Consider the following 24,517-nt stretch of genomic DNA (forward strand, 5'->3'; position numbering starts at 1 on the left):
TCTCCTTTATTTGCCAATGCCGTCGAAGAAGCCCAGGATCCGCTCGGGCAGCCATTCGATATGGCCGGCTCGGGGCAGCAGCGGCAGTTGGCCCAGCAGGCCGCCGCGCGGCGTCATGAAGCCGACGTGGCCGCCGTATTCGGGCTGCTCCAGCAGCACGTCCGCGCTGACATCGGCGGGGCCGGGCAGGTGGCGGGCGGGCAGGAACGGGTCGTTCCGGGCATTGAGCACCAGCGTTGGAATGCGGATCTCGCCCAGGATGGGTTTGCTGGCGGCGCGGGCCCAGTAGTCTTCGGTATCGCGAAAGCCGTGCAGCGGCGCGGTCACCACATTGTCGAACGCGTACAGGTCGCGGCTGCGCAGCATGGCTTCGCGGTCGAACAGGCCCGGGAACTGGTCGAGCTTGGCCAGCGACTTGCGCTTGAGCGTCTGCAGGAACATGCGCGTGTAGAGCATGTTGAAGCCGCTGGAGAGCGCGGCGCCGCCGGCTGCCAGATCCAGCGGCGCCGAGATGGCCGCCGCGCCGCGCAGGAAGCCGGCTTCGCTGCCATCCTCGCCCAGGAAGCGCAGCAGCGCGTTGCCGCCCAGCGAGATGCCCACCGCCAGCATCGGCCGGCCGGACCCGGCGGCCTGCTGCTGGTCGCGCAGCCGGTGCAGTACCCAGCGGATCTCGGCCGAATCGCCCGAATGATAGAAGCGCGGCGCCTGGTTCAGTTCACCCGAGCAGCCCCGGAAATGCGGAATCACGCCTTGCCAGCCACGGTCCTGCAGCGCCGTCATCAGCGTCTGGGCGTAGTGGCTGCTGGAGTCGCCCTCGAGGCCGTGGAACATCACTACCAGCGGCGCACCGGGCACCGTGGGGTGGGTGGTCCAGTCGAGGTCGATGAAGTCGCCGTCCGGCGTGGCCCAGCGTTCGCGGCGGAACGCGATGCGGCGGTGCCGTGTGAAGCGGGCCGGCAGGATGGTCTGGGCGTGGCCGCCGCGCAGCCACCACGGTGTCTGGAACGTGTCGCCGAACAGCATGGCCCACGCAGCCGTCAATGCAGGGCCTGCCCCGGTGCGGTGGCCACGGCGGCCACCTGCACGGCGTTGGCCGGGCTGCAGTGGATATGGGCCAGGCGCCAGCCTTCGTGGTTCTGCATCAGCACATAGGTGGTGTGGACGAACAGGTCGGCTTCCACACGGCCTTCGCCAAAGCGCAGCGCCTCGGTAACGTCGAAGATCGACACGCCCAGCGACGCATGGCTGCTGGTCTCGATGGCGTCGATCAGCACGGGCTGCTCTTCCAGCAATTGCGCAAAGGCCTGGCGCAGGTTCTCATGACCGATCAGGCGCTGGCCGTCGGGCATGACGCAGGTGACCGAATCCTCGTCCAGCCACAGGCGCAGCGCGCCATCGGCATCGCGCAGCTTCATGGCTTCACGGAAGGCCTCGACGATGTCTTCGGCGGAATCGAACAGACGGGCGAAACGGGGCATGTTGATTGGGTCAGGGACGGTGCAGGAGCTTGCGCAACTCGACGAACACCATTTCGGGTTCGATTTCCTTCAGGCAGCGCAGGTGGCCCAGCGGGCACTCGCGCTTGAAGCAGGGGCTGCACTCAAGTTGCAGCCACATGATACTCGCTGCCTGTGACAGTGGGGGCGTATGGCGCGGGTCGCTGGAGCCGTAGACGGCCACCTGGGGCCGGTTCAGCGCGGCGGTCACATGCATCAGGCCCGAGTCGTTGCAGACCGCCGCCTCGGAGAGCGCCAGCAGGTCCACCGCGTCGTCCAGGGATGTCTGGCCGCACAGGTTGCGCACGAACGGCGCGCCTTGCACGATCTCTTCGGCAATCTCGGCATCCTTGCCGGACCCCAGCGTGACGATCTGTGCATACGGATAGGACCGGCGCAGCATCTGCGCCAGCGCCGCGAAGTGCGCGGCAGGCCATCGTTTGGCCGGGCCGTATTCCGCACCGGGGCAGAACGCGATCACGCGCGTGCCCGGCGCGATGCCGAAGCGCGCGGCCGTGGTGGCCATGCGCGCCGGGTCCACCTTGAGGCGCGGATCGGGAATCGATTCGGGCAGTCGCGCGCCGGGCTTGAGCGCCAGGCGGGCGTAGTGCTCCACCATCGGCGGACGCTTGTCGCGCGGCGGGTTGGCATGGCGCACGTTGAGCATGCCGAAGCGCGCTTCGCCACGATAGCCGACGCGCAGCGGGATGCCGGCCAGGAACGGAATCAGCGACGACTTCAGCGAATTCGGCAGCACGTAGGCCACGTCGTAGCCCTCGTGCTTGAGCTGCTGCGCGAACATCAGCCGCGCGCTGAGCTGCAGCTTGCCGTGCGCCAGATCGCTCGGGAACACCTTGCTGATCTCGGGCATGCGCGCCAGCACCGGGGCTACCCATTTGGGTGCCAGGGCGTCGATGACCAGGCGTGGATGGCGTGCCTTGAGCAGCGCGAACAGCGGTTGCGCCATCAGCGCGTCGCCAATCCAGTTAGGGGCGATGACTAGGGCTTTTTTCATGTCTGTAGGTATTGCCTGGCCCTTTGTTGCGTGGCCCTGTTTTGCTTGCCCGGGCATGTCAACGCCCCGGGGCGCTGGGCGGCCCGGGGCGTCAGGTCGAAACGGCAGGAAATGGCGTGGGCCGGGCAGGTCAGTGGTGACCCTTCAGCACGGTGCCGGGCTTGAGCTTGTACACGGTGCCGCAGTACGGGCACTTCACTTCGCCGGTGTCCACCACGTCCAGGAAGACGCGCGGGTGGTAGTTCCAGGCGGGGGTGTTGCCGGTGGGGCAATGCAGCGGAATGTCTTCTGCGCCGATTTCGACGACGGTTGCGGTTTGCGTCATGGTCTTGCGGTTGTGTTGCAGGGATGGATGCGGACTGTTGCGGATGGCACCGGATCAGACCGGCGTCAGCCACTTCCTGTACTTCTCGTCGGTACCGCCCGCGGCCGAGCCGCACGCGTGGCACAGACAACAGCCGTAAAGGCGCCATTGTAAGCCGGGGGGCCTTGCGTGCCAACGCGGCGCGGCACACGCAGCGTTCTACAATCGCACCTTCGATCCGACCAGCGCGCCGCCCGCTACCCGTGTCCCAGCCCGATCCCACCTCCCACGAACCTGACGATCCCGCCAGCGGCGACCGCTGGCAGGACGCGCTGGGCGCGCTGGCGGCACTGGCCGGTGGTGAACCGGCCCCGGACGCGTCCGGCACGGGCCGCCGCCTGCTGTGGGCGCTGACGCTCGATGCGGACGGCGAGATCGGCACCATCGAGCCGATGGAGCAAAGCTGGGGCGCGCGTGGCTGGACGCGCCCGCGCCCCGTGACGCTGGCGCGCGTGGCCGACGACGACTCCCTCCCGCCCTGGGATGCCCGCGTGGCGCGCGCCATCCGGCGCGACAGTTCACGCAACCGCCGTCTGGTGCTGGACCGCGCCGCGGCCATCATGGCGATGGTCGGTCATCCTGCCGTGGTGCTGGCGCACGCGCCTACCGTGCCGATGGAGGTGCTTGAGGCGGCACCCGCGCTGGAGGCCGTGCGCGAAGGCGACCGCTTTGCGCTGCGCATCGTGCCGCCCATGCGTGCGCCGAAGTCGATGGAGGATTTCCTGCCGGCCGCCGCGAAGCAGGAAGCCGAAGCCCTGCGCCAGGTGACGGTGCTGCAGGACGGCGCGCGCCGCCTGCGCGTGATCCGCTTTACCCCGGCCCAGCAGGAGGCGGCCAGGCTGATCGCCGGGGGGCTGACCGTGCCGGCCACCGCGCAGGCGCGGCTGGACAGCACGTTGCGCGCGCTGGCCGGCCACTTCCAGATCCACGCCGACAGTTCGGGCCAGGCGCGCGAACGCGACCCCGAATCGCGGCTGCGGGCCGAAGTGGCGCCGGTCGGGCGCGGCATCAGCCTGCGCCTGGTGGTGACGCCGCTCGGGCCCCTTGGCCCGCGCATGGCCCCAGCGCATGGCCGCGCGCAGCTCATGGCGACGATTGGGGGCGACACGCTGGTCACCCATCGCGACCTGGCCGCCGAGCAGGCCCATGTGGCCGAGGTGTTCGATGCGCTGCCGTTCCTGGTGCAGCAGGCGCCCGCCGGCGGCGAGCATAGCTGGACGCTGGACGACCCCGAAGACGCGCTGACCGTGATCGAGACCCTGCCGGGCCTGACCGGCGTGATTGACCTCGAATGGCCGCGCGGCCGTGCACTGCGCGTGCTGTCCGCCGATCTGCCGCAACTGGCGGTCAGCGTGGAAACCGGCAGCGAATGGTTCAAGCTGGTGGGCGAACTGCACGTGGCCGAAGGCCTGGTGCTGTCGCTGGAAAAGCTCGTGGCCTGGGCCCATGGCCATGCGGGCCGCTTTATCGCGATGGACCACGGCTTGTACGTCGCGTTGACCCGCCAGCTGCGCGAGCGCCTGCGCGACCTGGCCGCCGTGGGCGACGGCGTGCGCGATGGCATCCGCGTGCCGCTGGTGGCCACGCCGTGGCTCGACGACGTGCTGGCCGGCGTGGGCATCGATCCCGACGCGCACTTCCGCACGCGCGTGAAGCGGCTGCACACCGCGCGCGCGTCCGATGCGCCGGTACCCGCCACGCTGGCGGCCGACCTGCGCGCGTACCAGGTGGAGGGCTATCGCTGGATGATGTCGCTGGCCGAGGCCGGTTTCGGTGCCTGTCTGGCGGACGACATGGGCCTGGGCAAGACGCTGCAGGCGCTGGCCGTGCTGCTGGCCCGCGCGGCGGGCGGCCCGGCGCTGGTGGCGGCCCCCACGTCGGTCTGCGGCAACTGGGCGGCCGAGGCGCGACGCTTTGCGCCGGCGCTGCGGGTGCATGTCTACGCCGAAGGCGACCGGTCGGCCATCGTCGAACAGGCCGGCGCGCACGATCTGGTGATCGTCTCGTACAACCTGCTGCAACAGTCGCGCCGCGCGTTCTGCGAGCGGTCCTGGCACACCGTGGTGGCCGACGAGGCACAGTCGTTCAAGAATCCGTCGTCGCGACGCGCGCAGGCCATGTTCGCGCTGCAGGCCGACGCCCGTATCGCGCTGTCCGGCACACCCGTGGAAAACCGCCTGGCGGAACTGTGGGCCGTGATGCGCTTCTGCAATCCTGGCCTGCTCGGGTCGCTGGCGCGCTTCAACGAGCACTTCGCGAATCCGATCGAGCGCAACGGCGCCCGCGACCCGCGCGCCCGCTTGCGCCGGATGATCGCGCCATTCGTCTTGCGCCGGACCAAGGCGCAAGTTCTGGACGAACTGCCATCCCGCACGGAGCTGGTGATCCGTGTGGCCCCTGAACCGGCCGAGGCCGCGCACTACGAGGCGCTGCGCCGCCAGGCGCTGTCCGAGGCCGAACGCGCGCTGTTCCGGCCGAAGAAGGACCACAAGGCGCGCGCCACGCTGCCCGAGCCGCAGGCGCGCATCCACGTGCTGGCGCAACTGATGCGCATGCGCCGCGCGGCCTGCGATCCGCGCCTGGTCACGCCCGAGACCGGCCATCCCGGCGCGAAGGTGCGCGCCTTCGCCGAGCTGGCGGCCACGCTGGCGGCCAATGGCCACAAGACGCTGGTGTTCAGCCAGTTCGTCGACTTCCTGCAGTTGCTGCGCCAGCCGCTGGACGAGGCCGGGCTGGCCTGCCAGTACCTGGACGGCGCCACGCCCGCCGCCGAACGCACCCGACGCGTAGCGGCCTTCCAGGCCGGCGAGGGCGATGTGTTCCTGATCAGCCTGAAGGCCGGTGGCTTTGGGTTGAACCTGACCGCGGCCGATTACGTCGTGATCGCGGACCCGTGGTGGAACCCCGCCGCCGAAGACCAGGCGATGGGCCGCGCGCACCGCATCGGCCAGCAGCGGCCGGTCACGGTCTACCGCCTGATCACGGCCGGCACGATCGAGGAGCGCATCGTCGACCTGCACCAGGGCAAGCGCGCCCTGGCCGAAGGGGTGCTTGACGCGTCCGCCGATGAAGCCACCGGCCGCGACGTGCCGCTGCCCGATATCGACGAACTGGTGGGCTTGCTGCGGCGCTGAGCTGTCTGCCTGCCGCCGGTTTTTCGCCCTCATGGCGGAGATCCAGATCTGACCGCCTGCACCAAACGGTATACAAATTGTTCCCGTGTTTGGTGCGGATGCACATTCGCAGGTCTTTCTCGCACGGCCCGCTTTCACGGCGCGGCAGCTGTGTGATACGCCCACCTTTTCCCAAAATCCGCATTTACAGGCGGGAGAGGGGAATTCATGGCGGTCCCGCGTCCTTGCTGCGGTGCATCGGGCCTTGGCATAAATACTGCCTTGAGATTCTGCGAATGCGGAATATAGTATACCGAATCGTCGAAATTCGACGCCCAGCTTCCGACACGCCCCCACAGGTTCGGCCAACCTTTTGCGCCGCGCCCACGACAACAACGGAGCCACTGTGACCCTGCCTGACCCCATGCCGGCCGATCCGTCCCGGCCAGATGTCCGCTGGATGCCCGCCCACGTTGCGGCCGCGCAATTGGCACGCGGCGAGACCACGGCGCTGGCGCTGGTCGATGCGTGCCAGGCGGCCTGGGACGCCCATCACGGTCAGGTCAATGCGATCGTGCTGGCCGATTTCGAGGCGGCCCGCGAGGCGGCCATGCAAAGCGATACGCGCCGGCAGGCGGGTCGTTCGCGCGGGCCGCTCGACGGCGTGCCGTTCTCGATCAAGGAATCGTTCGATGTGGCCGGCTGGCCCACCACGTGCGGCGTGCCGGCGCGCGCCACGCATCGGGCGGGGGCCGACGCCGTGGTGGTCGAGCGCCTGCGCGCGCACGGCGCCGTGTTGCTGGGCAAGACCAACGTGCCGCTGGGCCTGCGCGACTGGCAGAGCTACAACGCGGTCTACGGCACCACCCGTAATCCGCACGACCTGTCGCGCACGCCGGGCGGGTCGTCGGGCGGTAGCGCGGCGGCGGTCTGCGCCGGCATGAGTTTCTTCGATATCGGCTCGGACATCGGCTCGTCGCTGCGCAATCCGGCGCATTACTGCGGCGTGTTTTCGCACAAAAGCAGCCACGGCATCGTGCCGCTGCGCGGCCATGGCAATGCGCGGGCCGGATTTGCCGCGCAGGACATCAACGTGGCCGGCCCCGTGGCCCGCAGCGCGCGCGACCTGGAACTGGTGCTGCGCGCCATCGTCGGGCCTGATGCCGCCGACGCCCCGGCATGGCGGCTCGACCTGCCGCCGTGCGACCACACCCGTCTGTCCGATTTCCGCGTGGCCGTGCTGCCGACCCATCCGTTGGCCGAGGTCGATGACACCGTCAGCAGCGCCATCGAGCAGCTGGGGCACCAGTTGGCGGCAGCGGGCGCGCAGGTGGCCTGGAATGTCCGACCCGACTTCGATGCCGCGCAACTGTGGCGCATCTACGTGCTGCTGTTGCGCGCCACCACGTCGCTGCATATGGATGACGCCGCATTTGCCGATGCGCTGGCACGTGCCGGCGACCCCAACGGCGACGACGCCGACTACGCGTCGCTGCAGTTCACCGGTGCCGCACTGAGCCATCGACACTGGCTGCTGATGCAGCATGCGCGCGAGACCTTTGCCCGTGCCTGGAACCGCTTCTTCGGCGATTTCGACGTATTGCTATGCCCGGCCGCGTCCACCACGGCCTTTCCACTCGACGAGGATGGGGAGCCGTGGCAACGCACGATCACGGTCAATGGCCAGCCGTGGCCGCTGACGTCGCAGCTGTTCTGGGCCGGCCATTCGGGGCTGTGCGGTCTGCCCTCGACGGTGGCGCCGATCGGCCCGGCGCGCGACGGCTTGCCGGTGGGCGTGCAGATCGTGGCGCGCCGCTACGGCGATCTCACATCGTTGCGCCTCGCGCAGTTGCTGGAAGACGCCGGCCATGGCTTCCGGCCGCCGCGCATCGCCGGATCGCCAAATCGCTAAATCACCAACAAGTTACGACATCGCAACATCGCAACATCGCTAAAAGGGGAGGGCGATCATGCTGGACTGGTTCAAGGAGTTGTCGCGCGCCGAGCGCAAGGGGTTCTACGGGGCGTTCCTGGGACATGCGGTCGATGTGTTCGACTTCATGATCTATTCGTTCCTGATATCGACGCTGCTGGCGCAATGGGGCATGAGCAAGTCGATGGCCGGTGCCATCGTCACGTGGACGCTGGTGTCGTCGCTGGTGGGCGCCGTCGGCGCGGGGCTGCTGGCCGACCGCTTTGGGCGCGTGCGCGTGCTGCGCTGGACGATCCTGGTGTTCGCGGTGTCCTGCTTCCTGTGCGGCATCGCCAATTCGCCAGAACAGCTGATGGTCTTCCGCATGCTGCAGGGCCTGGGCTTTGGCGGGGAATCGTCGCTGTGCATGGTGCTGGTGACCGAGCTGATCCGCAATCCGGCGCATCGCGGCAAATATTCGGGCTTCACGGCCAGCAGCTATTCGTTCGGCTGGGGCGGCGCGGCCATCGCCTATGCCATCACGTTCAACCTGTTCGAGCCCGAAACGGCGTGGCGGGTCTGCTTCTTCCTGGGCATCCTGCCCGCGCTGGTGGTGGTCTACCTGCGCCGCAACCTGGACGAGCCCGAAGTCTTCCTGAAGAGCCGGGCCGAGCGCGGCAGGGTCTCGGCCACTGCCGACCTGGCGCGCGTGTTCCGCAGGCCGCTGCTGAAGAAGACGCTGCTGTGCAGCCTGCTGTCGGGCGGCATGCTCGGTGCCTACTACGCGATTGCCACGTGGCTGCCAACGTTCCTGAAGACCGAGCGCGGCCTGTCGGTATTCGGGACCAGTTCCTATCTGGCCGTGACGATCCTGGGCTCGCTGGTCGGCTACGTGGCCGGCGCCTATGCCACCGATCGCTGGGGCCGGCGCCTGACCTACATCGCCTTTGCGGCGGGCGCCTTCGTGATGGCCATGATCTATATGGTGATTCCGGTATCGAACACGTCGATGCTGTTCCTGGGCTTTCCGCTCGGGGTGCTGATGCAGGGCGTGTTCTCGGGCATCGGCGCCACGATCTCGGAGTCGTACCCGAGCAGCGTGCGGGCCACCGGCTACGGCGTGGCGTACAACCTGGGCCGCGTGATCGGATCGTTTTTCCCGCTGGCCGTGGGCTGGCTCAACAGCGGTCGCACGTCGCTGGCGCTGGCCATCGCCATGGTGGCCGGCGTCGGCTACGCGCTGGTGATGGTATCGGCGGCGTTGCTGCCCGAAACGTCGGGCATCGACCTGGGACAGGCCGGCGGCGGCGACCACGACGATGCCGCCGAGCCCGTGGGCGCCACCGCGGCGCCGCTGGCGCCTGCCGCGCCGGCCAGCAAGCCGGCCTGAACCGAACGGGATTCGCCAGCGAGGTGCGGAAGGAGGCGGCCGGATCGCCATGTGACGGCGGCGCTTTGGCCTCGAAACAACAGTCGCCCCGTGCGTAATTAAGCCGCTGCTTACCAGCGGCGCCGGCGGCCCTATAATGGCTGTTCCGCCATCGGCCACGCGTTTCGCGCGTGGCCGATGGTCCTTCCTGACGGCAATGCCGCACAAGACGGCCTGCCGTACCGTCTCTTCTCATCTCGCCATGACACCCCGACAGTCGTCCCCGGTGTGGTTGCGCCTCTGGCATCGTTTTGCCGAGGTGGAGCGCAACGCCTTTCTCGACGGCGCGCGATTTTTCGCGCCCTCGCTGCCCGCGGTATTTTCGTGGGGCCTGGTCACCGGGGTGGCCATGAGCAAATCGGCGCTGACGGTGCCCGAGGCCATCGGCATGTCGCTGCTGGTCTATGCCGGGTCCGCGCAACTGGCCGTGCTGCCGCTGTTCGCGGCGGGCATGCCGATCTGGACGGTCTGGCTCACGGCCGCCGTCGTCAACCTGCGTTTCGTGATCTTCAGCGCCGCGCTGCAGCCGCATTTCAACTATCTGCCGGGCTGGCGCCGTACGCTGCTGGGCTTCTTCAACGGCGACCTGCACTTTGTCTACTTCATGCAGCGGTACGCCGAGCCGGGCTACGCGCCGGGCAAGGAGGGGTATTTCTGGGGCATGGCGCTGATCAACTGCGCCACGTGGCAGGTGTCGTCGATCATCGGCATCGTGCTGGCCAGCCTGTTCCCGGACAGCTGGGGCCTGGCGCTGGCCGGCACGCTGGCGCTGATCCCGGTGATGATCGCGACGATCAACTCGCGCTCGACGCTGATGGCCGTGGTGGTGGCGGCGGTGGTGGCGCTGTTGTGCTTCGACCTGCCGTACCGTCTGGCCCTGGTGATTGCCGTGGTGGCCGCGATTGCCGCCGGCATGGCCAGCGACGAGATGGCGGCGCGCGCCACGCTGCGCGGTATCCGCGCCCGCAAGGGCCGCCAGCCGACCGGAGACCAGGCATGAGCCATCTCGATACCTGGATCGCCATCCTCGGCATGACCGTGGTGACCGTGTTCTCGCGGGCGCTGTTCCTGATGGCGGGCGAGCGCGTCACGGTGCCCGACCGCATCCAGCGGGCGCTGCGCTATGCGCCGGCCGCCGCGCTGGCGGCGATCATCCTGCCCGATCTGCTGACCTTCGAAGGCCATTTCACGATCGGCCCCGGCAACGACAAGCTCATGGCGGGCATTGCCGCCACGGTCTGCTATGTGCTGACCAAACGCATGGTCGGGATGATCGTGGTGGGCATGGCGGTGTACACCGCCCTGCGGCTGCTGGGCTAGACAGGCTGGGCTTCCCGATGGGCCGGCTCGGCCAGGATGCTGCCCAGGCGGGTGAGCAGGTGGGCCAGCTGGGCCTGGGTGCTGGTCCCGGTCTTGGTGAAGATGGCCTTGAGCTGCGAACGCCCGGTCTCGCGCTTGATCCCCAGCTGGATGCAGGCATCGGGCAGGCCGATACCGGTGGTCAGCAGCATCGCCAGCCGGTTTTCGGCCGGCGTCAGGCCGTAGAGATCGCGCAGCACGGCCGGCACCGCACGCGGCGGGTCATTCGTCTCGTGGATGGCCACCAGGATTGGCTGCCCTTCCCATTCCGACGACAGGTAGAGCGCCGGCGTCAGCGCCACGGCCACGATCTGTGCCCCGCGGCCATCGGCGCCGGTGGCGTGGATGGCCTGCGCCGGCTGCAGCGTGTTGGGGTCGCACAGCGCACGCACGACATCGGCAAACGGCCGCGACAGGCGCCAGCCATTGCCGTTGCCATGGATGCCGGCGTGAGGGTCGGCGGCCTCGCCGGACTGCAGCCGGCGCGTCCAGGGCTGCCCGGCGGCATTGGCCAGCAGGACCTTGCCCGATTCCGAAAAGACGACCACCCCGAAAGGCGGCCGGTCGAGGAGGTCGGCGGAAACGTGGCCGCGCGCCGCGACGGCATGCGTGCGGTCGCGCAGGGCCATGGCTTCGCGCAGGTGCGGAATGGCCCAATCCAGCGCGCGCGCGTCGGTCTCCGCATAGCCGTCCTCGCTGGCCGGGCGCTGGAGCACCAGGTAGATCTCATGTGCCGGTCGGCGGTCGACCAGGCAGGCCATGACCGATGTCAGCGCCACGTCGTCGAACGGTTCGCTGCGAAAGGTCTGGTGCTGGGCCGTGGCGCCGGCGGTGTCGCGCTGGTCGATATACCAGCCGCCCACCGCCATGGACCCCGACGCCGGCATGCCGCCGTGCAGCCGGTAGGGTGGCGGCAGGATGGCCAGGTTGCCGGGGGCACGGTTGACCAGGTGGCGAACCTGCACGGTCTGCTGCGCGGTATCCAGCACGAGCAGCGATGCCTGGAGGCTGCCGCTTTGTTCGCACAGTGCGTGCAGACTGCGTTGCCACGCAAGGGGGTCGAAGACGCCCATATAGAGACCGCGAATGGTCTCGTGCATGTCAGATGCGTTCATTACGTTACTTCCTTTGTCCTGTTCGCCAGTCAGCCCGCGCGCGAAGGGTGTGGCAGCGCATCGCGGCCCTGCAAAAGGGGCGACGTGGTCAGGCGTGCCAGGAACTGCGTCGCGGTGACTGCGGCGGAGCGCGGGAGGGGCGTCAGCCTCCGTCCAGCGTGGCCGCCAGCTTCGTCAGCAGGTGGGTGAACTGCGCCTGGCTCGTGCAGCCGGTCTTGAGGAAGACGGCCTTGAGCTGGGTGCGCGCGGTCTCGTGGCGAATGCGCATGTTCTGCGCCGCCTCGGGCAAGCCTTCGCCCGTGGCCAGCCGCGATGCAAGCCGCGTTTCGGCCGGGGTCAGGCCGTAGAGATTGCGCAGCACGGTGTCGAGCAGGACGGACGGCGCGCCCGCCTCGTGCACCACCACCATCGCCGCCGGCTGCTGCCACTGCGACGCAAACGCGTGCGTGGGCGGCAACGGCAGGACAAGCACTTCGGCATGGTTGCCGTGATCGTCGCTGGCCCGTGCGGCTTGCGCGGCTAGCGGATTGCCGGGGTCGCAGGCCGCCTGCACCATCTCGGCAAACGGCCGCGACAGGTGCCAGGCTGTGGTCTTGCCCGCTGGATCGAGGCGACGCGCCCAGCGTTCGCCAGCGGTGTTGGCCAGCAGCAGGTTCCGGTCCGGCGTGTAGACGCCCACGGCGAAGGCCAGCCGTTCGAGCAGGCGGGCCGAGATCGACGCCATGGTCGACAGCGCCAGCGTGCGGTCGCGCATGGCAATGGCGCTACGCATGTGCGGGACGACCCAGTCGAGCCGGCGCGTGTCCTCGCCCGAGAAGGCGTCCTGCGACAGCGCGCGCTGCATCGAGAAGTACACCTCGTAATGCGGCTGCCGTTCCACCAGGCAGGCCACGTACGAGCGCAGTTCGAACCGGTTAAAGAAATCGCGATAGAACGGATGGCGCGCCATGGCCTGCGGGCCAAGGTCGCGCGCGTCGATGTACCACGCGCCCGGCACCAGCCGGGGCGCGAAGGCCTTGGCCGGATCGATGGCCTGGAAATCGTTCTCATAGGTGGTGAACAGCTCCGCCACCGGGTTGACCACTTCGTTGACGGTCACCTGGTCGCGCACCGTGTCCCACACCATCATCGACGCATGCGCCGTGTCGGCAATCTCGGTCAGCGTCCGCAGGCTTTGCTGCCACGCGGCGGGATCGAGGACGCCTTCATACAACCCGCGAATCGCGCCATGAATGGCGGCGGCTTGTTCCATCTGACTACCCCCTTGCATTCGCCAACATCGGTTCCTTTCCGCGTGTCCGTTGTGCACGTCCGCGGAAATGGCGGAGCCAGTCTTTGCCGGCTGTTATCTGGTGTCATGATGTACTAAAACTATCAAAAACAGTTCGAGTGTCTGACTATGCATACGTTTAGTACATTTAAGGCGTACATTACCGCATACGGGCCAGAAGTTGTTAAGACAACATCCCCTCCTTAAGTAGGGTCTTTGTCGGCCTGCCATGTGATGCCCCAGCGGTACGCCCGCGGCAAGGCGCAAATCCGTCACGGCGATCAGGTAAAATGGCGGTTTTCCAGACTTCTGTGGACGGTTGTATGCCGTCCCCGTCCCCGCTCTTATCGCCATGACCTCTGTCCTGCGTCTTACCGATCTCATTTCCCAAGGCAAACTCACCGGCAAGCGTGTGTTTATCCGCGCCGACCTGAACGTGCCGCAAGACGACGCAGGCAACATCACCGAGGACACGCGCATCCGCGCGTCGGTGCCCGCCATTCAGGCCTGCCTGGAAGCCGGCGCTGCCGTGATGGTGACGTCACATCTTGGCCGCCCGACCGAGGGTGAGTTCAAGCCCGAGGATTCGCTGGCCCCGATCGCCACGCGCCTGTCGGAACTGCTCGGCAAGCCGGTGAAGCTGGTGCAGAACTGGGTCGATGGCGTGGAAGTGGCGCCCGGCCGGGTGGTCCTGCTGGAAAACTGCCGCGTCAACAAGGGCGAGAAGAAGAACAGCGACGAACTGGCCCAGAAGATGGCCCGGCTGTGCGACGTCTACGTCAATGACGCCTTCGGCACCGCGCACCGCGCCGAAGCCACCACCCACGGTATCGCCAAATTCGCCCCGATCGCCTGCGCCGGCCCGCTGCTGGCCGCCGAGATCGACGCGCTGGGCCGCGCGCTGGGCCAGCCGGCCCGTCCGCTGGTGGCCATCGTGGCCGGTTCGAAGGTATCGACCAAGCTGACCATCCTGAAGGCGCTGGCCGACAAGGTGGACGGTCTGGTGGTCGGTGGCGGCATCGCCAACACGTTCATGCTGGCCGCCGGCCTGAAGATCGGCAAGTCGCTGGCCGAACCCGACCTGGTGGGCGACGCCCGCGCCATCATCGACATCATGGCCGCGCGCGGCGCATCGGTGCCGATTCCGGTGGACGTGGTCTGCGCCAAGGAATTCAGCGCCACGGCCGCCGCCACGGTCAAGGACGTCAAGGACGTGGCCGATGACGACATGATCCTGGACATCGGTCCGAAGACTGCGGCCATGCTGGCCGACCAGCTCAAGGCCGCCGGCACCATCGTCTGGAACGGCCCGGTCGGTGTGTTCGAGTTCGACCAGTTCGGCAACGGCACCAAGGTGCTGGCCGACGCCATCGCATCGTCGAAGGCGTTCTCGATCGCCGGTGGCGGCGACACGCTGGCCGCCATCGCCAAGTACGGCATCGCCGACCGCATCGGCTACATCTCCACCGGCGGCGGTGCTTTCCTGGAGTTCCTGGAAGGCAAGAAGCTGCCCGCGTTCGAAGTGCTGGAACAACGCGCTGCCGGCTGAAGCCCGTGCGGGCTGCCGGCGCGAGCCGGCCGGCCCATAGCCACTTGCCAGTTGCCAGCTGCCCCCAAAGCCCCCCGCCAGCTAACCCCAGGAAACCGCCCGCATGACCCGTTCCACCAAGATCGTCGCCACGATTGGCCCCGCGTCCAGTTCGCTGGAAGTGCTGACCCGCATGATCGGGGCCGGTGTCGATGTGGTGCGCCTGAACTTCTCGCACGGCACGGCGCAGGACCATATCGACCGCGCCGCGCTGGTGCGTGAAGCCGCCACGGCCTGCGGGCGCGAGGTGGCCATCATGGCCGACCTGCAGGGCCCCAAGATCCGCGTGGGCAGGTTCGAGAACGGCAAGGTCACACTGAAGGCCGGCGACCCGTTCGTGCTGGACTCGAACTGCGAGACCGGCAACCAGGACCGCGTGGGGCTGGACTACAAGGACCTGCCGCGCGACGTGGGCCCGGGCGACGTGCTGCTGCTCAACGACGGCCTGATCGTGCTGGTGGTGGACCGCGTGATCGGTACCGAGATCTTCACCACGGTGCGCGTTGGCGGCGACCTGTCGAACAACAAGGGCATCAACCGCCAGGGCGGCGGGCTGTCGGCGCCGGCGCTGACCGCCAAGGACATGGAGGACATCAAGACCGCCATGGCCCTGCACGCCGACTACGTGGCCGTGAGCTTCCCGAAAAACGCCACCGACATGGAAATGGCGCGCCAGCTGGCCAACGTGGCCGGCCAGCCGCACAACCACAAGGCGCGCATGATCGCCAAGATCGAGCGCGCCGAGGCCATCCGCCCGGGCGTGCTCGAGGAAATCCTTAACGCTTCGGACGGCATCATGGTGGCCCGTGGCGACCTGGCCGTGGAAGTGGGCAACGCGGCGGTGCCGGCGCTGCAGAAGCGCATGATCCGCCTGGCTCGCGAGGCCAACAAGCTGACCATCACGGCCACCCAGATGATGGAGAGCATGATCGTCAACCCGGTGCCGACGCGCGCCGAGGTGTCGGACGTGGCCAACGCCGTGCTGGACGGCACCGACGCCGTGATGACGTCGGCAGAGACCGCCGCCGGGCGCTATCCGGTGGAAACGGTCGAGGCCATGGCCGCGATCTGCCTGGAGGCCGAAAAGTCCGAGGTCGTGCAGCTCGACACCGATTTCCTGAACCAGACGTTCTCGCGCATCGACCAGTCGATTGCCATGGGTGCGCTGTTCACGGCCTATCATCTAGGCGTGAAGGCCATTGCCGCGCTGACCGATTCGGGTGCCACCGCTTTGTGGATGAGCCGTCACCGCATTCATGTACCGATCTATGCCATGACGCCCAATCTGGCGTCGCAGCGCAAGATGCAGCTGTACCGCAATGTGGTGCCGCTGCCGCTGCAGTCGAGCACCGACCGGGACGAGGCGCTGGAACAGGCCGAGGAGCTGCTGCTGGCGCAGGGTGCCGTGCAGCATGGCGATTTCATTGTGCTGACGATCGGCGAGCCAATGGGCCAGGCCGGCGGCACGAACACGCTGAAGATCGTGAGGGTCGGCAGCAAGTTCAAGTAAAGATGACGTCCGATGTGGTGCGCTGCACGGACGGCGCACCGCGGATGCGCGAACCTGCCCGGCGCAGCATCGAAAAAATACCAGATACCGTTTTTTTATTCAGGAGTTAGACATGCCACTCGTATCCATGCGCCAGCTGCTGGACCATGCCGCCGAGAACAACTACGGTCTGCCGGCCTTCAACGTGAACAACCTCGAACAGGTGCAGGCCATCATGCAGGCCGCCGACGAGGTCAACGCCCCGGTGATCATGCAGGCCTCGGCAGGCGCGCGCAAATACGCTGGCGAGCACTTCCTGCGTCACCTGATCGAAGCCGCCGTGGAAGCCTATCCGCACATCCCCGTGGTGATGCACCAGGATCACGGCCAGTCGCCGGCGATCTGCAAGGCCGCCATCGACCTGAACTTCTCGTCGGTGATGATGGACGGCTCGCTGAAGGAAGACGGCAAGACCCCGGCGGACTACGAATACAACGTCGACGTGACCCGCAAGGTCGTGCAGATGGCCCACGCGCTGGGCGTGACCGTGGAAGGCGAACTGGGCTGTCTGGGCTCGCTGGAAACCGGTGAGGCCGGCGAGGAAGACGGCATCGGCGCCGAAGGCAAGCTCGACCACTCGATGCTGCTGACCGATCCGGAGCAGGCCGCCGACTTCGTCAAGGCCACCCAGCTGGACGCGCTGGCCATCGCCATCGGCACCTCGCACGGCGCCTACAAGTTCACGCGCAAGCCCACGGGCGACATCCTGGCCATCGGCCGCATCAAGGAAATCCACGCCCGCATTCCGAACACGCACCTGGTGATGCACGGTTCGTCGTCGGTGCCGCAGGAACTGCTGGCCGAGATCCGCCAGTTCGGTGGCGACATGAAGGAAACGTACGGCGTGCCGGTGGAAGAGATCCAGGAAGCCATCAAGTACGGCGTGCGCAAGATCAACATCGACACCGACATCCGCCTGGCGATGACCGGCGCGATCCGCCGCTTCTTCGCGGAAAACCCGAGCAAGTTCGACCCGCGCGAATACCTGAAGCCGGCCCGCGAAGCCGCCAAGCAGGTGTGCAAGGCGCGCTACATCGCCTTCGGTTGCGAAGGCCAGGCCAGCAAGATCAAGGCCGTGTCGCTGGCCGATATCGCCAGCCAGTACGCGTCGGGCAAGCTCGCCCAGGTCGTGCAGTAAATCGTTTCACCGCCCCGCCCGCCCGGCGCGCGGGGCGTTCGTACTTCATGGGGCTTCGACAACCGCACGAAGCCCCGCTTGTTTTCAGCCGCAGCCGCTTTCACACCATGTCTGACGCCCTCTACGAATCCTCTATCCAGTCCCTGCCGCTGCTCGGCCACGGCAAGGTCCGCGACAACTACGCCGTCGGCGACGACAAGCTGCTGATCGTGACGACCGATCGCCTGTCGGCCTTCGACGTGATCATGGGCGAGCCGATTCCGGCCAAGGGTCGCGTGCTGAACCAGATGGCCAACTTCTGGTTCCGGAAGCTCGCGCACATCGTGCCGAACCACGAGACGGGCGTGACGGCGGAAAGCGTGGTGGCGCCCGACGAAGTGGCGCAGGTCAAGGGCCGCGCCGTGGTGGTCAAGCGCCTGAAGCCGATCCTGGTGGAAGCGGTGGTGCGCGGCTACCTGGCAGGCAGCGGCTGGAAGGATTACCAGGCTACCGGCAAGGTGTGCGGCATCGCACTGCCGGCCGGCCTGCAGAACGCGCAGAAGCTGCCCGAGCCGATCTTCACCCCGGCGGCCAAGGCCGAGATGGGCGAGCACGACGAGAACATCTCGTTCGACGAGGTGGTGCAGCGCATCGGCCGCGAACTGGCCGAAAAGATGCGCGACATCTCGATCCGCCTGTACAAGGAAGCGTCTGAGTACGCGGCCACGCGCGGCATCATCATCGCCGACACCAAGTTCGAGTTCGGCCTGGACGAAAACGGCACGCTGACGCTGATGGACGAGGTGCTGACCGCCGATTCGTCGCGCTTCTGGCCGGCCGATTCCTATCAGGTGGGCACCAATCCGCCGTCGTTCGACAAGCAGTTCGTGCGCGACTGGCTGGAAGCCGTGCGCATCGACGGCAAGCCGTGGCCGAAGACCGCGCCGGCGCCGAAGCTGCCCGATGACGTGGTGCAGAAGACCGCCGACAAGTACAAGGAAGCACTGACCCGCCTGACCGGCGAGCAGCTGCAGTAAGGCGCAAGGGACAAGAACATGAGCAATGCAGCAAAGCCGGTGGTGGGCGTGGTGATGGGCAGCAGTTCCGACTGGGACGTGATGCAGCACGCCGTGGCCATGCTCAAGGATTTCAACGTGGCGTTCGAGGCGCAGGTCGTGTCGGCGCACCGCATGGCCGACGACATGTTCCGCTACGCCGAGTCGGCGCGCAGCCGCGGCATCCGCGCGATCATCGCCGGCGCCGGCGGTGCCGCGCACCTGCCGGGCATGATCGCCGCCAAGACGATCGTGCCGGTGTTCGGCGTGCCCGTGCCGTCGAAGTACCTGCGCGGCGAGGATTCGCTGCTGTCGATCGTACAGATGCCCAAGGGCGTGCCCGTGGCCACCTTCGCGATCGGCGAAGCCGGTGCCGCCAACGCGGCGCTGCATGCGATCGCCACGCTGGCCACCACCGACGATGCGCTGGCCAGCGCACTGGAAGCGTTCCGCGCCAGGCAGACCGAAGCCGCGCGCGCGATGACCCTGCCTGTCTAAGTTTCAGCCGTAACAAAAGCCCGAGCCATGCCGACCGATATCCATCCTTACCTGTCCGAAGCCCATACGCCGGAGTCGCGCGCCGAATTTGGCGTGGACGCCCCCGGCGCGCCCATCCTGCCCGGCGCGTGGCTGGGCATGCTCGGCGGCGGCCAGCTGGGCCGCATGTTCACGCACGCGGCGCAGTCGATGGGCTATCGCGTCTGCGTGCTCGATCCCGACCAGGACAGCCCGGCCGGCAACGTGGCCGACCGCCATATCTGCGCAACCTACACCGATGACGCCGCGCTGGCCGAGCTGGCCAGCCTGTGCCAGGCCGTGAGTACCGAGTTCGAGAACGTGCCGTCGATCTCGCTGGACCGCCTGGAGCAGGCGGGCGTGTTCGTGGCGCCGCGCGGCTACTGCGTGTCGATTGCGCAGAACCGTATCGGCGAGAAGAAATTCTTTGCCTCGTGCGCCGAGCGTACGGGCGTGCCGCCGGCCCCGCACTGGGTGATCCAGCACGACGCCGACGTGGACAACGTGCCCGACAACGTGCTGCCCGGCATCCTCAAGACGGCACGCATGGGCTACGACGGCAAGGGCCAGGCCCGCGTGAAGACCCGCGAGGACGTGCGCGCCGCCTGGAAGGCCATGCAGCATGTGCCGTGCGTGCTGGAGCAGATGCTGCCGCTGGCCTACGAGGTCTCCGTGCTGGCGGCCCGCGGGGCCGACGGCACCACGGCCACCTGGCCGCTGGCCGAGAACGTGCATCGCGACGGCATCCTGTTTTCCACGACGATGCCGTCGATGAGCGTGTCCGACGACATCGCCAAGCGTGCCCGCGCCGCCGCCGCCACCATCACCTCGGAAATGGGTTACGTCGGCGTGCTGTGCATCGAGTTCTTCGTGCTGACCGACGGCACGCTGGTGGCCAACGAGATGGCCCCGCGCCCGCACAATTCCGGTCATATCACGATGGATGTCTGCGAGACGAGCCAGTTCGAGCAGCAGGTGCGCGCCATGGCCCGCCTGCCGCTGGGCAGCACGCGCCAGCATTCGGCCGGCAAGATGCTGAACCTGCTGGGCGACTGCTGGTTCGAGTTCGGCCTGGAGCGCACGCCCGCCTGGGACGAGGTGCTGGTGCAGCCCGGCGCCAAGCTGCATCTGTATGGCAAGAACGACGCGCGCCCGTCGCGCAAGATGGGCCACGTGAACTGCGTGGGCGACCGGGCGGAGGCCGCGGCCGCCGCGTTCGACGCCGCCGCCACCGCCCTGCATATCCCGCTCTGAGATTCGATGTCTTCACGCATGCCCACGGCCGCCGAGCTTGACGAGGCAGTTCGCCTGCTCGAAGCGGGCCAGCTCGTGGCGTTTCCGACCGAGACCGTCTACGGCCTTGGCGCCGACGCCGAGAACCCCGAGGCCGTGGCGCGCATCTTCGCCGCCAAGGGCCGCCCGTCGAACCATCCGGTTATCGTGCACGTGGTGGATGGTGGCGACGTCAGCTACTGGACCGACGAGGTGCCCGAGGCCGCGCGGAAGCTGATCGACGCCTTCTGGCCCGGTCCCCTGACGATCATCCTGAAGCGCGCCGCGCATATTCCGGCCGCCGTGGCGGGCGGGCAGGACAGCATCGGCCTGCGCTGCCCGTCGCACCCCGTGGCCCAGGCGCTGCTGTCGCGTTTCAGGCGCGGCCGGGGCGGCATTGCCGCGCCGTCGGCCAACAAGTTCGGCCAGGTCAGCCCGACCACGGCCGAGCACGTGCGCGACGAATTCGGCGGCACGGTCTACGTGCTGGAAGGCGACGGCGTGGATGTCGGCATCGAATCGTCGATCGTTGACCTGTCGCGTCTGGATACGCTGGGCCCCGTGCTGCTGCGCCCCGGCGCGATCACGGCGGCAATGATGGCCGACGTGCTGGGCACGCTGCCGCTGCCGCCCGATGCCGCCGCGCCACGTGCATCGGGCACGCTCAAGGCTCACTACGCGCCGCGCACCGCGCTAACGCTGGCGCAGGCCGAGGCCCTGCCGCAACTGCTGCATGGCTTGCCCGAAGGTGGACGGCTGGCGTTTGTCGGCAAGGCGTCCGCCAGCGCCGATCCGCGCTGCGTGTTCGTGGCTGCACCGGCCACGCCCGACGCCTATGCCCAGGCGCTGTACGGCCTGCTGCGCAAGCTCGACAAGGAAGGCTATCAGCGGCTGGTGTTCGAGCCGGTGCCCGATTCGCACGAGTGGGACGGTGTGCGCGACCGCCTGGGCCGCGCCGCGGCGGCGTTCGAGGACAGCTGACATCTGGACGCTGACCCTCCCCCGGCCCCTCTCCCGCAGGGCGGGAGAGGGCAGCAGACCGGCGGTGTTTGTATTTTCTCTTCGCAAACGCAAGCAGCCGGGCGCTCATGATGCCCCCTGGTTTTCTCCGCTCTCCTCCGCCCGCGGGAGCGGGGCGGGGGAGAGGGCAGGCGTGTCAAATCCTCGCCACGCCCGAATCCAGCCTCAAGGCGCGCCCTTGTAAACCCACTGCATCAGCGCATCGTGTGCTTCCTGGGCACCCGAGGCGTTGGGGTGGTTGATATAGGCCACCACCACGTAGCGTTCGCCATTGAGCGCATCGACATAGCCGGCCAACGCGCGCACATCGGCCAGCGTGCCGGTCTTCAGGTAGGCGTTGCCTGCCGCATTGGCGCGTGTCAGGCGGTTGCGCAGCGTGCCGTCCACGCCGAGGATCGGCAGCGAATCGATCAGCACCGGCCCCACGTTGCTGGCCAGCGCCTGCTGCAGCAGGCGGGCCATGTCGTAGGCGCTGATACGCTCGTCGCGCGACAGTCCGGAGCCGTTTTCCAGCACCAGGTTCGGCATGTCCAGGCCCTGCCTTGTCAGCCACTGGTGGATCACGCGCGACGACTTGTCGGTGCTGGCCGGTCCCTTGCGATCCATTTCCGCGCCAATCGTCAGGAACAGCTGGCGGGCCATCACGTTGTTCGAGAACTTGTTGATGTCGCGCACGATATCGCCCAGCGGCTGGCCGTAGTGGCGCGCCAGCAGGAAGGCGTTGCGCGGCACCGGGCCGCTGCGCAGGCCGGGCGGGCGCGCGAAGCGGCCGCCGGCGTTCTGCCATTCGGCGACGAAGCCGCCCCAGATGAAGTCGCTGTGGCTCAGCGTGGCCAGGTTGACGATGTGCTCGCCGCAATCGGCCGAGTAGCTGCCATCGAACGATGCCACGACCGTGCCGTCCGGCTGGGGCATGATGCTGGGCGTGGCGCGCGACTTCCAGTCGCCGCAGCGGCCGTTGGCCAGCGTCATCCGGTTGTCCACGCGCAACTGCGCCAGCGCGGGCGTGACGGCCACGTCCACGGTGCGGTTGGCGGCGTCCGGGGTGATCGTGAACGACAGCGTCTTGAATGCGTAGAGCAGCGCGTCCGGATTCACGTTATAGGCGCGCTGCGTCTCGCCGTCGATGGTGTAGCTGCCGTCCATGCCATCGGCAAAGAAGCTGCGATCGAGCACCACGTCGCCGTTGATGGTGGTGGCGCCAGCGGAACGGGCCGTGGCCACCAGCTTGGCCATTTCCTCGGGCACGAGCTTGGGGTCGCCCCGGCCGCGCAGATAGACGTTGCCGTTGATCGTGCCGTCGGGGCCGGGCTGGTTGTCGGCATAGAGCGATGTCAGCCAGCGGAAATCGGGCCCCAGCAGCTGCAGGCCGGCGAAGGTGGTGACCACCTTCATCGTCGAGGCCGGATTCATTGGCGTCTCGGCGTTCCAGCTCACGCGCGCCTGCGGGGCGCCCACCTTGACCACGTAGAAGCTGGCGGCGGACAGCGGCACATGGGCGCGGCGCAGCGCGGCGGTCACGGTGGCCGGCAGGCCGCTGCGCGCGGCGGCGGGATCGGCGGGTTCGGCCTTGGCACGGGCGGCACCGGCTGTCGCGGCGACGGCCGTGGCGGCAGTGGCGGCGCGGGCGGCCTTGGCATTCTTGACGGGTTTGGCCTGGGCTGCGGACAGACCGAGGATGAGCAGCGTGGCCGCGACGATGGCGGGCGACAGGCTGCGGCGGAGCAGGGGCGGGCGGATGGGCATGGCCAGCATGTTAACGCATGGCCCACGCGTGCCGGGAGACGTCATGCGGCCGTTTCAGGCCGCATTTCGTGAGCGAGGTCGGCTACGCGGCGCTCGGTCCGCTTAGTTGGCCGACTGACAATCGGATGCCGACGGCGTGGCATTCGGAATCGGGAAGATGGCGTCGTAGGCCCAGTTGTAGAAGAACGCGTAGACCATGTAATAGCCGGCCACGGCAATGTCCATGATGAAGGCTTCCACCAGGCCGATCTTCAGGTACCACGCCACCGAAGGCAGGAACACGATCAGCAGGCCGCCCTCGAAGAGGATCGCGTGCAGCACGCGGATCGGCGTCGATTTCTTGAGCTGGCCCGTGAAGCGCAGCATCGCGCGGTCGAACAGGATGTTGTAGATGTAGTTCCACGTGGCGGCGATCAGGGCCGCCACCGCGCCAACGATGCCCATCTGGTGCAACTCGTACCCGAACACCAGGCTGGCCAGCGGCGCGAATGCGATCAGACCGATCACCTCGAAACCGACGGTGTGACGAATACGGTCTGCAGTGGTACGCATGAGGCTCTCCAATTTCATCGAATTTCAACAATAGACGGCATTCTATCGGCGCGACAGCTGATCGCAAGTTAGATACCATCTGAAAACCCGATAGATCGCGGCGGGACGCGCCGCATATTCCATGTCTCTCTCCTTCGATCAGCTCCAGGCGTTCGCGGCCGCCGCGGAGACCGGATCGTTCTCTGCCGCCGCCCGCCAGCTTGGCAAGGCCCAGTCGGTCATCAGCGCCGCCGTGGCCAATCTGGAAGTCGACCTCGACGCCACGCTGTTCGACCGCAGCGCCCGCTACCCGGTGCTGACACCGGCCGGCGAACGGCTGCTGCTGGAAGCGCGCGTGATCCTGGAACGCTGCGAGCATTTCCGTGGCGTGGCCAAGAGCCTGGGCGAGGGGGTGGAGTCGCGCCTCACGCTGGCCGTGGATGAGCTGTATCCCGAGGAAACGCTGGGCGAACTGCTGACCGAGTTTTCCGAGCGATTCCCGTCGGTCGAACTCGAAATCCTGTTCCCGCTGATGGAGGACGTCAGCCGCCTGGTGCTGAGCCAGTGCGCGGACCTGGGCATCATGTGGCGCCAGGAAATCCTGCCGCCGGAACTGGGCTTTCACGCGCTCGGCTGGGTGCCGATGCCCATCATCTGCGCACCCGACCACCCGCTGGCCGCCCAGCCGCGCGTGGATTTCGAGGAACTGAAACGCTACCGCCAACTGATGGTGGCCACGCGCAGCGACAGCGAGGAAAAGAAGCGCCTGCGCGTGGCCGCCGAAGTCTGGTGGGTGGAAAGCCAGTGGGTCATCGTCGAACTGGTCAAGCGCCGCCTGGGCTGGGCGTTCGTGCCCTGGCACGTCGCCGCCAACTCGCCGGCGGCAGCCGGGCTGGTGTCGCCGCAACTGACATTCCAGGACCAGGACTGGCCCGTCGCCATGGAAATCGTCTGGCACAAGCAGCGACCACTGGGCAAGGCCGCCACGTGGCTGAAGGAACGGGTCAGCCAGCAGGCGTTGCCGGTGCCGGAGGGGCGGTAGATGGGCGC

21 protein-coding genes are annotated in these 24,517 nt (G+C 67.8%); 13 read left to right on the forward strand and 8 right to left on the reverse strand.

The genetic code is table 11. The annotated features are described in order from the left end of the window. Positions 1–6 precede the first annotated feature (6 nt). From D9X30_RS11030 to D9X30_RS11045, 4 genes are all read right to left on the reverse strand, one after another. A complete protein-coding gene (locus D9X30_RS11030; protein ID WP_153946615.1) occupies positions 7–1,023 on the reverse strand; it encodes a YheT family hydrolase in 1,017 nt (338 codons plus the stop codon). 14 nt (positions 1,024–1,037) lie between these two features. Next, positions 1,038–1,478, reverse strand: coding sequence for a YybH family protein (locus D9X30_RS11035; RefSeq protein ID WP_153946616.1), 441 nt, complete (start codon positions 1,476–1,478; stop codon positions 1,038–1,040). A gap of 10 nt (positions 1,479–1,488) precedes the next feature. Beyond that, positions 1,489–2,511, reverse strand: coding sequence for a lipopolysaccharide heptosyltransferase II (gene waaF, locus D9X30_RS11040; RefSeq protein WP_153946617.1), 1,023 nt, complete (start codon positions 2,509–2,511; stop codon positions 1,489–1,491). 130 nt (positions 2,512–2,641) lie between these two features. Then, a complete protein-coding gene (locus tag D9X30_RS11045; RefSeq protein ID WP_029051276.1) occupies positions 2,642–2,836 on the reverse strand; it encodes a zinc-finger domain-containing protein in 195 nt (64 codons plus the stop codon). 242 nt (positions 2,837–3,078) lie between these two features. Between D9X30_RS11045 and D9X30_RS11050 the strand changes: the two genes are divergently transcribed. From D9X30_RS11050 to D9X30_RS11070, 5 genes are all read left to right on the forward strand, one after another. Continuing rightward, complete coding sequence (locus D9X30_RS11050; protein WP_249640940.1) at positions 3,079–6,009, forward strand: DEAD/DEAH box helicase; 2,931 nt, start codon at positions 3,079–3,081, stop codon at positions 6,007–6,009. Between the two features lie 403 nt (positions 6,010–6,412). Then, on the forward strand, positions 6,413–7,900 hold the full coding sequence (locus D9X30_RS11055; RefSeq protein WP_153946812.1) for an amidase: 1,488 nt from the start codon (positions 6,413–6,415) through the stop codon (positions 7,898–7,900). Positions 7,901–7,958: 58 nt separating this feature from the next. Next, positions 7,959–9,290 carry an MFS transporter gene (locus D9X30_RS11060; RefSeq protein ID WP_153946619.1) on the forward strand — a complete coding sequence of 444 codons (1,332 nt, stop codon included), beginning with the start codon at positions 7,959–7,961 and terminating at the stop codon, positions 9,288–9,290. Between the two features lie 241 nt (positions 9,291–9,531). Next, positions 9,532–10,329 (forward strand): AzlC family ABC transporter permease, encoded by a 798-nt coding sequence (locus D9X30_RS11065; protein ID WP_153946620.1) that lies wholly within the window; start codon positions 9,532–9,534, stop codon positions 10,327–10,329. Then, entirely contained in the window at positions 10,326–10,649 is a 324-nt protein-coding gene (locus D9X30_RS11070; protein WP_092595218.1) for an AzlD domain-containing protein, read from the forward strand. Before D9X30_RS11065 ends, D9X30_RS11070 begins: the two co-directional genes overlap by 4 nt. On the opposite strand, the gene D9X30_RS11075 is transcribed toward D9X30_RS11070, so the two are convergent. Beyond that, positions 10,646–11,803 (reverse strand): helix-turn-helix transcriptional regulator, encoded by a 1,158-nt coding sequence (locus D9X30_RS11075; protein WP_153946621.1) that lies wholly within the window; start codon positions 11,801–11,803, stop codon positions 10,646–10,648. The genes D9X30_RS11070 and D9X30_RS11075 overlap by 4 nt on opposite strands. A 142-nt stretch (positions 11,804–11,945) precedes the next feature. Next, complete coding sequence (locus tag D9X30_RS11080) at positions 11,946–13,055, reverse strand: helix-turn-helix transcriptional regulator (protein ID WP_153946622.1); 1,110 nt, start codon at positions 13,053–13,055, stop codon at positions 11,946–11,948. Positions 13,056–13,425: 370 nt separating this feature from the next. Between D9X30_RS11080 and D9X30_RS11085 the strand changes: the two genes are divergently transcribed. The 7 genes from D9X30_RS11085 (at position 13,426) to D9X30_RS11115 (ending at position 21,151) form a co-directional block, all read left to right on the forward strand. Continuing rightward, positions 13,426–14,622 (forward strand): phosphoglycerate kinase, encoded by a 1,197-nt coding sequence (locus tag D9X30_RS11085; protein WP_153946623.1) that lies wholly within the window; start codon positions 13,426–13,428, stop codon positions 14,620–14,622. A 103-nt stretch (positions 14,623–14,725) separates the two neighbouring features. Next, positions 14,726–16,171 (forward strand): pyruvate kinase, encoded by a 1,446-nt coding sequence (gene pyk / locus D9X30_RS11090; RefSeq protein ID WP_153946624.1) that lies wholly within the window; start codon positions 14,726–14,728, stop codon positions 16,169–16,171. A 112-nt stretch (positions 16,172–16,283) separates the two neighbouring features. After that, positions 16,284–17,348 (forward strand): class II fructose-bisphosphate aldolase, encoded by a 1,065-nt coding sequence (gene fba / locus D9X30_RS11095; protein ID WP_153946625.1) that lies wholly within the window; start codon positions 16,284–16,286, stop codon positions 17,346–17,348. Positions 17,349–17,455: 107 nt separating this feature from the next. After that, positions 17,456–18,364, forward strand: a complete 909-nt coding sequence (locus D9X30_RS11100; protein WP_153946626.1) for a phosphoribosylaminoimidazolesuccinocarboxamide synthase — start codon at positions 17,456–17,458, stop codon at positions 18,362–18,364. Positions 18,365–18,382: 18 nt separating this feature from the next. After that, positions 18,383–18,880, forward strand: a complete 498-nt coding sequence (gene purE / locus D9X30_RS11105) for a 5-(carboxyamino)imidazole ribonucleotide mutase (RefSeq protein WP_153946627.1) — start codon at positions 18,383–18,385, stop codon at positions 18,878–18,880. Between the two features lie 27 nt (positions 18,881–18,907). Beyond that, complete coding sequence (locus D9X30_RS11110; RefSeq protein ID WP_153946628.1) at positions 18,908–20,152, forward strand: 5-(carboxyamino)imidazole ribonucleotide synthase; 1,245 nt, start codon at positions 18,908–18,910, stop codon at positions 20,150–20,152. A gap of 6 nt (positions 20,153–20,158) precedes the next feature. Next, a complete protein-coding gene (locus D9X30_RS11115; RefSeq protein ID WP_153946629.1) occupies positions 20,159–21,151 on the forward strand; it encodes an L-threonylcarbamoyladenylate synthase in 993 nt (330 codons plus the stop codon). A gap of 204 nt (positions 21,152–21,355) precedes the next feature. Here D9X30_RS11115 and dacB read toward each other — a convergent pair whose 3' ends face one another. After that, positions 21,356–22,945 carry a D-alanyl-D-alanine carboxypeptidase/D-alanyl-D-alanine endopeptidase gene (gene dacB / locus D9X30_RS11120; RefSeq protein ID WP_153946630.1) on the reverse strand — a complete coding sequence of 530 codons (1,590 nt, stop codon included), beginning with the start codon at positions 22,943–22,945 and terminating at the stop codon, positions 21,356–21,358. Between the two features lie 93 nt (positions 22,946–23,038). Further along, on the reverse strand, positions 23,039–23,488 hold the full coding sequence (locus D9X30_RS11125) for a PACE efflux transporter (protein ID WP_153946631.1): 450 nt from the start codon (positions 23,486–23,488) through the stop codon (positions 23,039–23,041). Between the two features lie 121 nt (positions 23,489–23,609). On the opposite strand from D9X30_RS11125, the gene D9X30_RS11130 reads away from it, so the two are divergent. Further along, positions 23,610–24,509, forward strand: a complete 900-nt coding sequence (locus D9X30_RS11130; RefSeq protein ID WP_153946632.1) for a LysR family transcriptional regulator — start codon at positions 23,610–23,612, stop codon at positions 24,507–24,509. Positions 24,510–24,517 lie beyond the last annotated feature (8 nt).

Origin of the sequence: Cupriavidus sp. U2 (genome assembly GCF_009663685.2) — a bacterium.
Taxonomy (GTDB): domain Bacteria; phylum Pseudomonadota; class Gammaproteobacteria; order Burkholderiales; family Burkholderiaceae; genus Cupriavidus; species Cupriavidus necator_C.

Bases quoted from the DNA above. Each gene is read 5' to 3' on its own strand.
- D9X30_RS11030 (WP_153946615.1), bottom strand. From the start codon at position 1,023: ATGCTGTTCGGCGACACGTTCCAGACACCGTGGTGGCTGCGCGGCGGC.
- D9X30_RS11035 (WP_153946616.1), bottom strand. From the start codon at position 1,478: ATGCCCCGTTTCGCCCGTCTGTTCGATTCCGCCGAAGACATCGTCGAG.
- waaF (WP_153946617.1), bottom strand. From the start codon at position 2,511: ATGAAAAAAGCCCTAGTCATCGCCCCTAACTGGATTGGCGACGCGCTG.
- D9X30_RS11045 (WP_029051276.1), bottom strand. From the start codon at position 2,836: ATGACGCAAACCGCAACCGTCGTCGAAATCGGCGCAGAAGACATTCCG.
- D9X30_RS11055 (WP_153946812.1), top strand. From the start codon at position 6,413: ATGCCGGCCGATCCGTCCCGGCCAGATGTCCGCTGGATGCCCGCCCAC.
- D9X30_RS11060 (WP_153946619.1), top strand. From the start codon at position 7,959: ATGCTGGACTGGTTCAAGGAGTTGTCGCGCGCCGAGCGCAAGGGGTTC.
- D9X30_RS11065 (WP_153946620.1), top strand. From the start codon at position 9,532: ATGACACCCCGACAGTCGTCCCCGGTGTGGTTGCGCCTCTGGCATCGT.
- D9X30_RS11070 (WP_092595218.1), top strand. From the start codon at position 10,326: ATGAGCCATCTCGATACCTGGATCGCCATCCTCGGCATGACCGTGGTG.
- D9X30_RS11075 (WP_153946621.1), bottom strand. From the start codon at position 11,803: ATGAACGCATCTGACATGCACGAGACCATTCGCGGTCTCTATATGGGC.
- D9X30_RS11080 (WP_153946622.1), bottom strand. From the start codon at position 13,055: ATGGAACAAGCCGCCGCCATTCATGGCGCGATTCGCGGGTTGTATGAA.
- D9X30_RS11085 (WP_153946623.1), top strand. From the start codon at position 13,426: ATGACCTCTGTCCTGCGTCTTACCGATCTCATTTCCCAAGGCAAACTC.
- pyk (WP_153946624.1), top strand. From the start codon at position 14,726: ATGACCCGTTCCACCAAGATCGTCGCCACGATTGGCCCCGCGTCCAGT.
- fba (WP_153946625.1), top strand. From the start codon at position 16,284: ATGCCACTCGTATCCATGCGCCAGCTGCTGGACCATGCCGCCGAGAAC.
- D9X30_RS11100 (WP_153946626.1), top strand. From the start codon at position 17,456: ATGTCTGACGCCCTCTACGAATCCTCTATCCAGTCCCTGCCGCTGCTC.
- purE (WP_153946627.1), top strand. From the start codon at position 18,383: ATGAGCAATGCAGCAAAGCCGGTGGTGGGCGTGGTGATGGGCAGCAGT.
- D9X30_RS11110 (WP_153946628.1), top strand. From the start codon at position 18,908: ATGCCGACCGATATCCATCCTTACCTGTCCGAAGCCCATACGCCGGAG.
- D9X30_RS11115 (WP_153946629.1), top strand. From the start codon at position 20,159: ATGTCTTCACGCATGCCCACGGCCGCCGAGCTTGACGAGGCAGTTCGC.
- dacB (WP_153946630.1), bottom strand. From the start codon at position 22,945: ATGCTGGCCATGCCCATCCGCCCGCCCCTGCTCCGCCGCAGCCTGTCG.
- D9X30_RS11125 (WP_153946631.1), bottom strand. From the start codon at position 23,488: ATGCGTACCACTGCAGACCGTATTCGTCACACCGTCGGTTTCGAGGTG.
- D9X30_RS11130 (WP_153946632.1), top strand. From the start codon at position 23,610: ATGTCTCTCTCCTTCGATCAGCTCCAGGCGTTCGCGGCCGCCGCGGAG.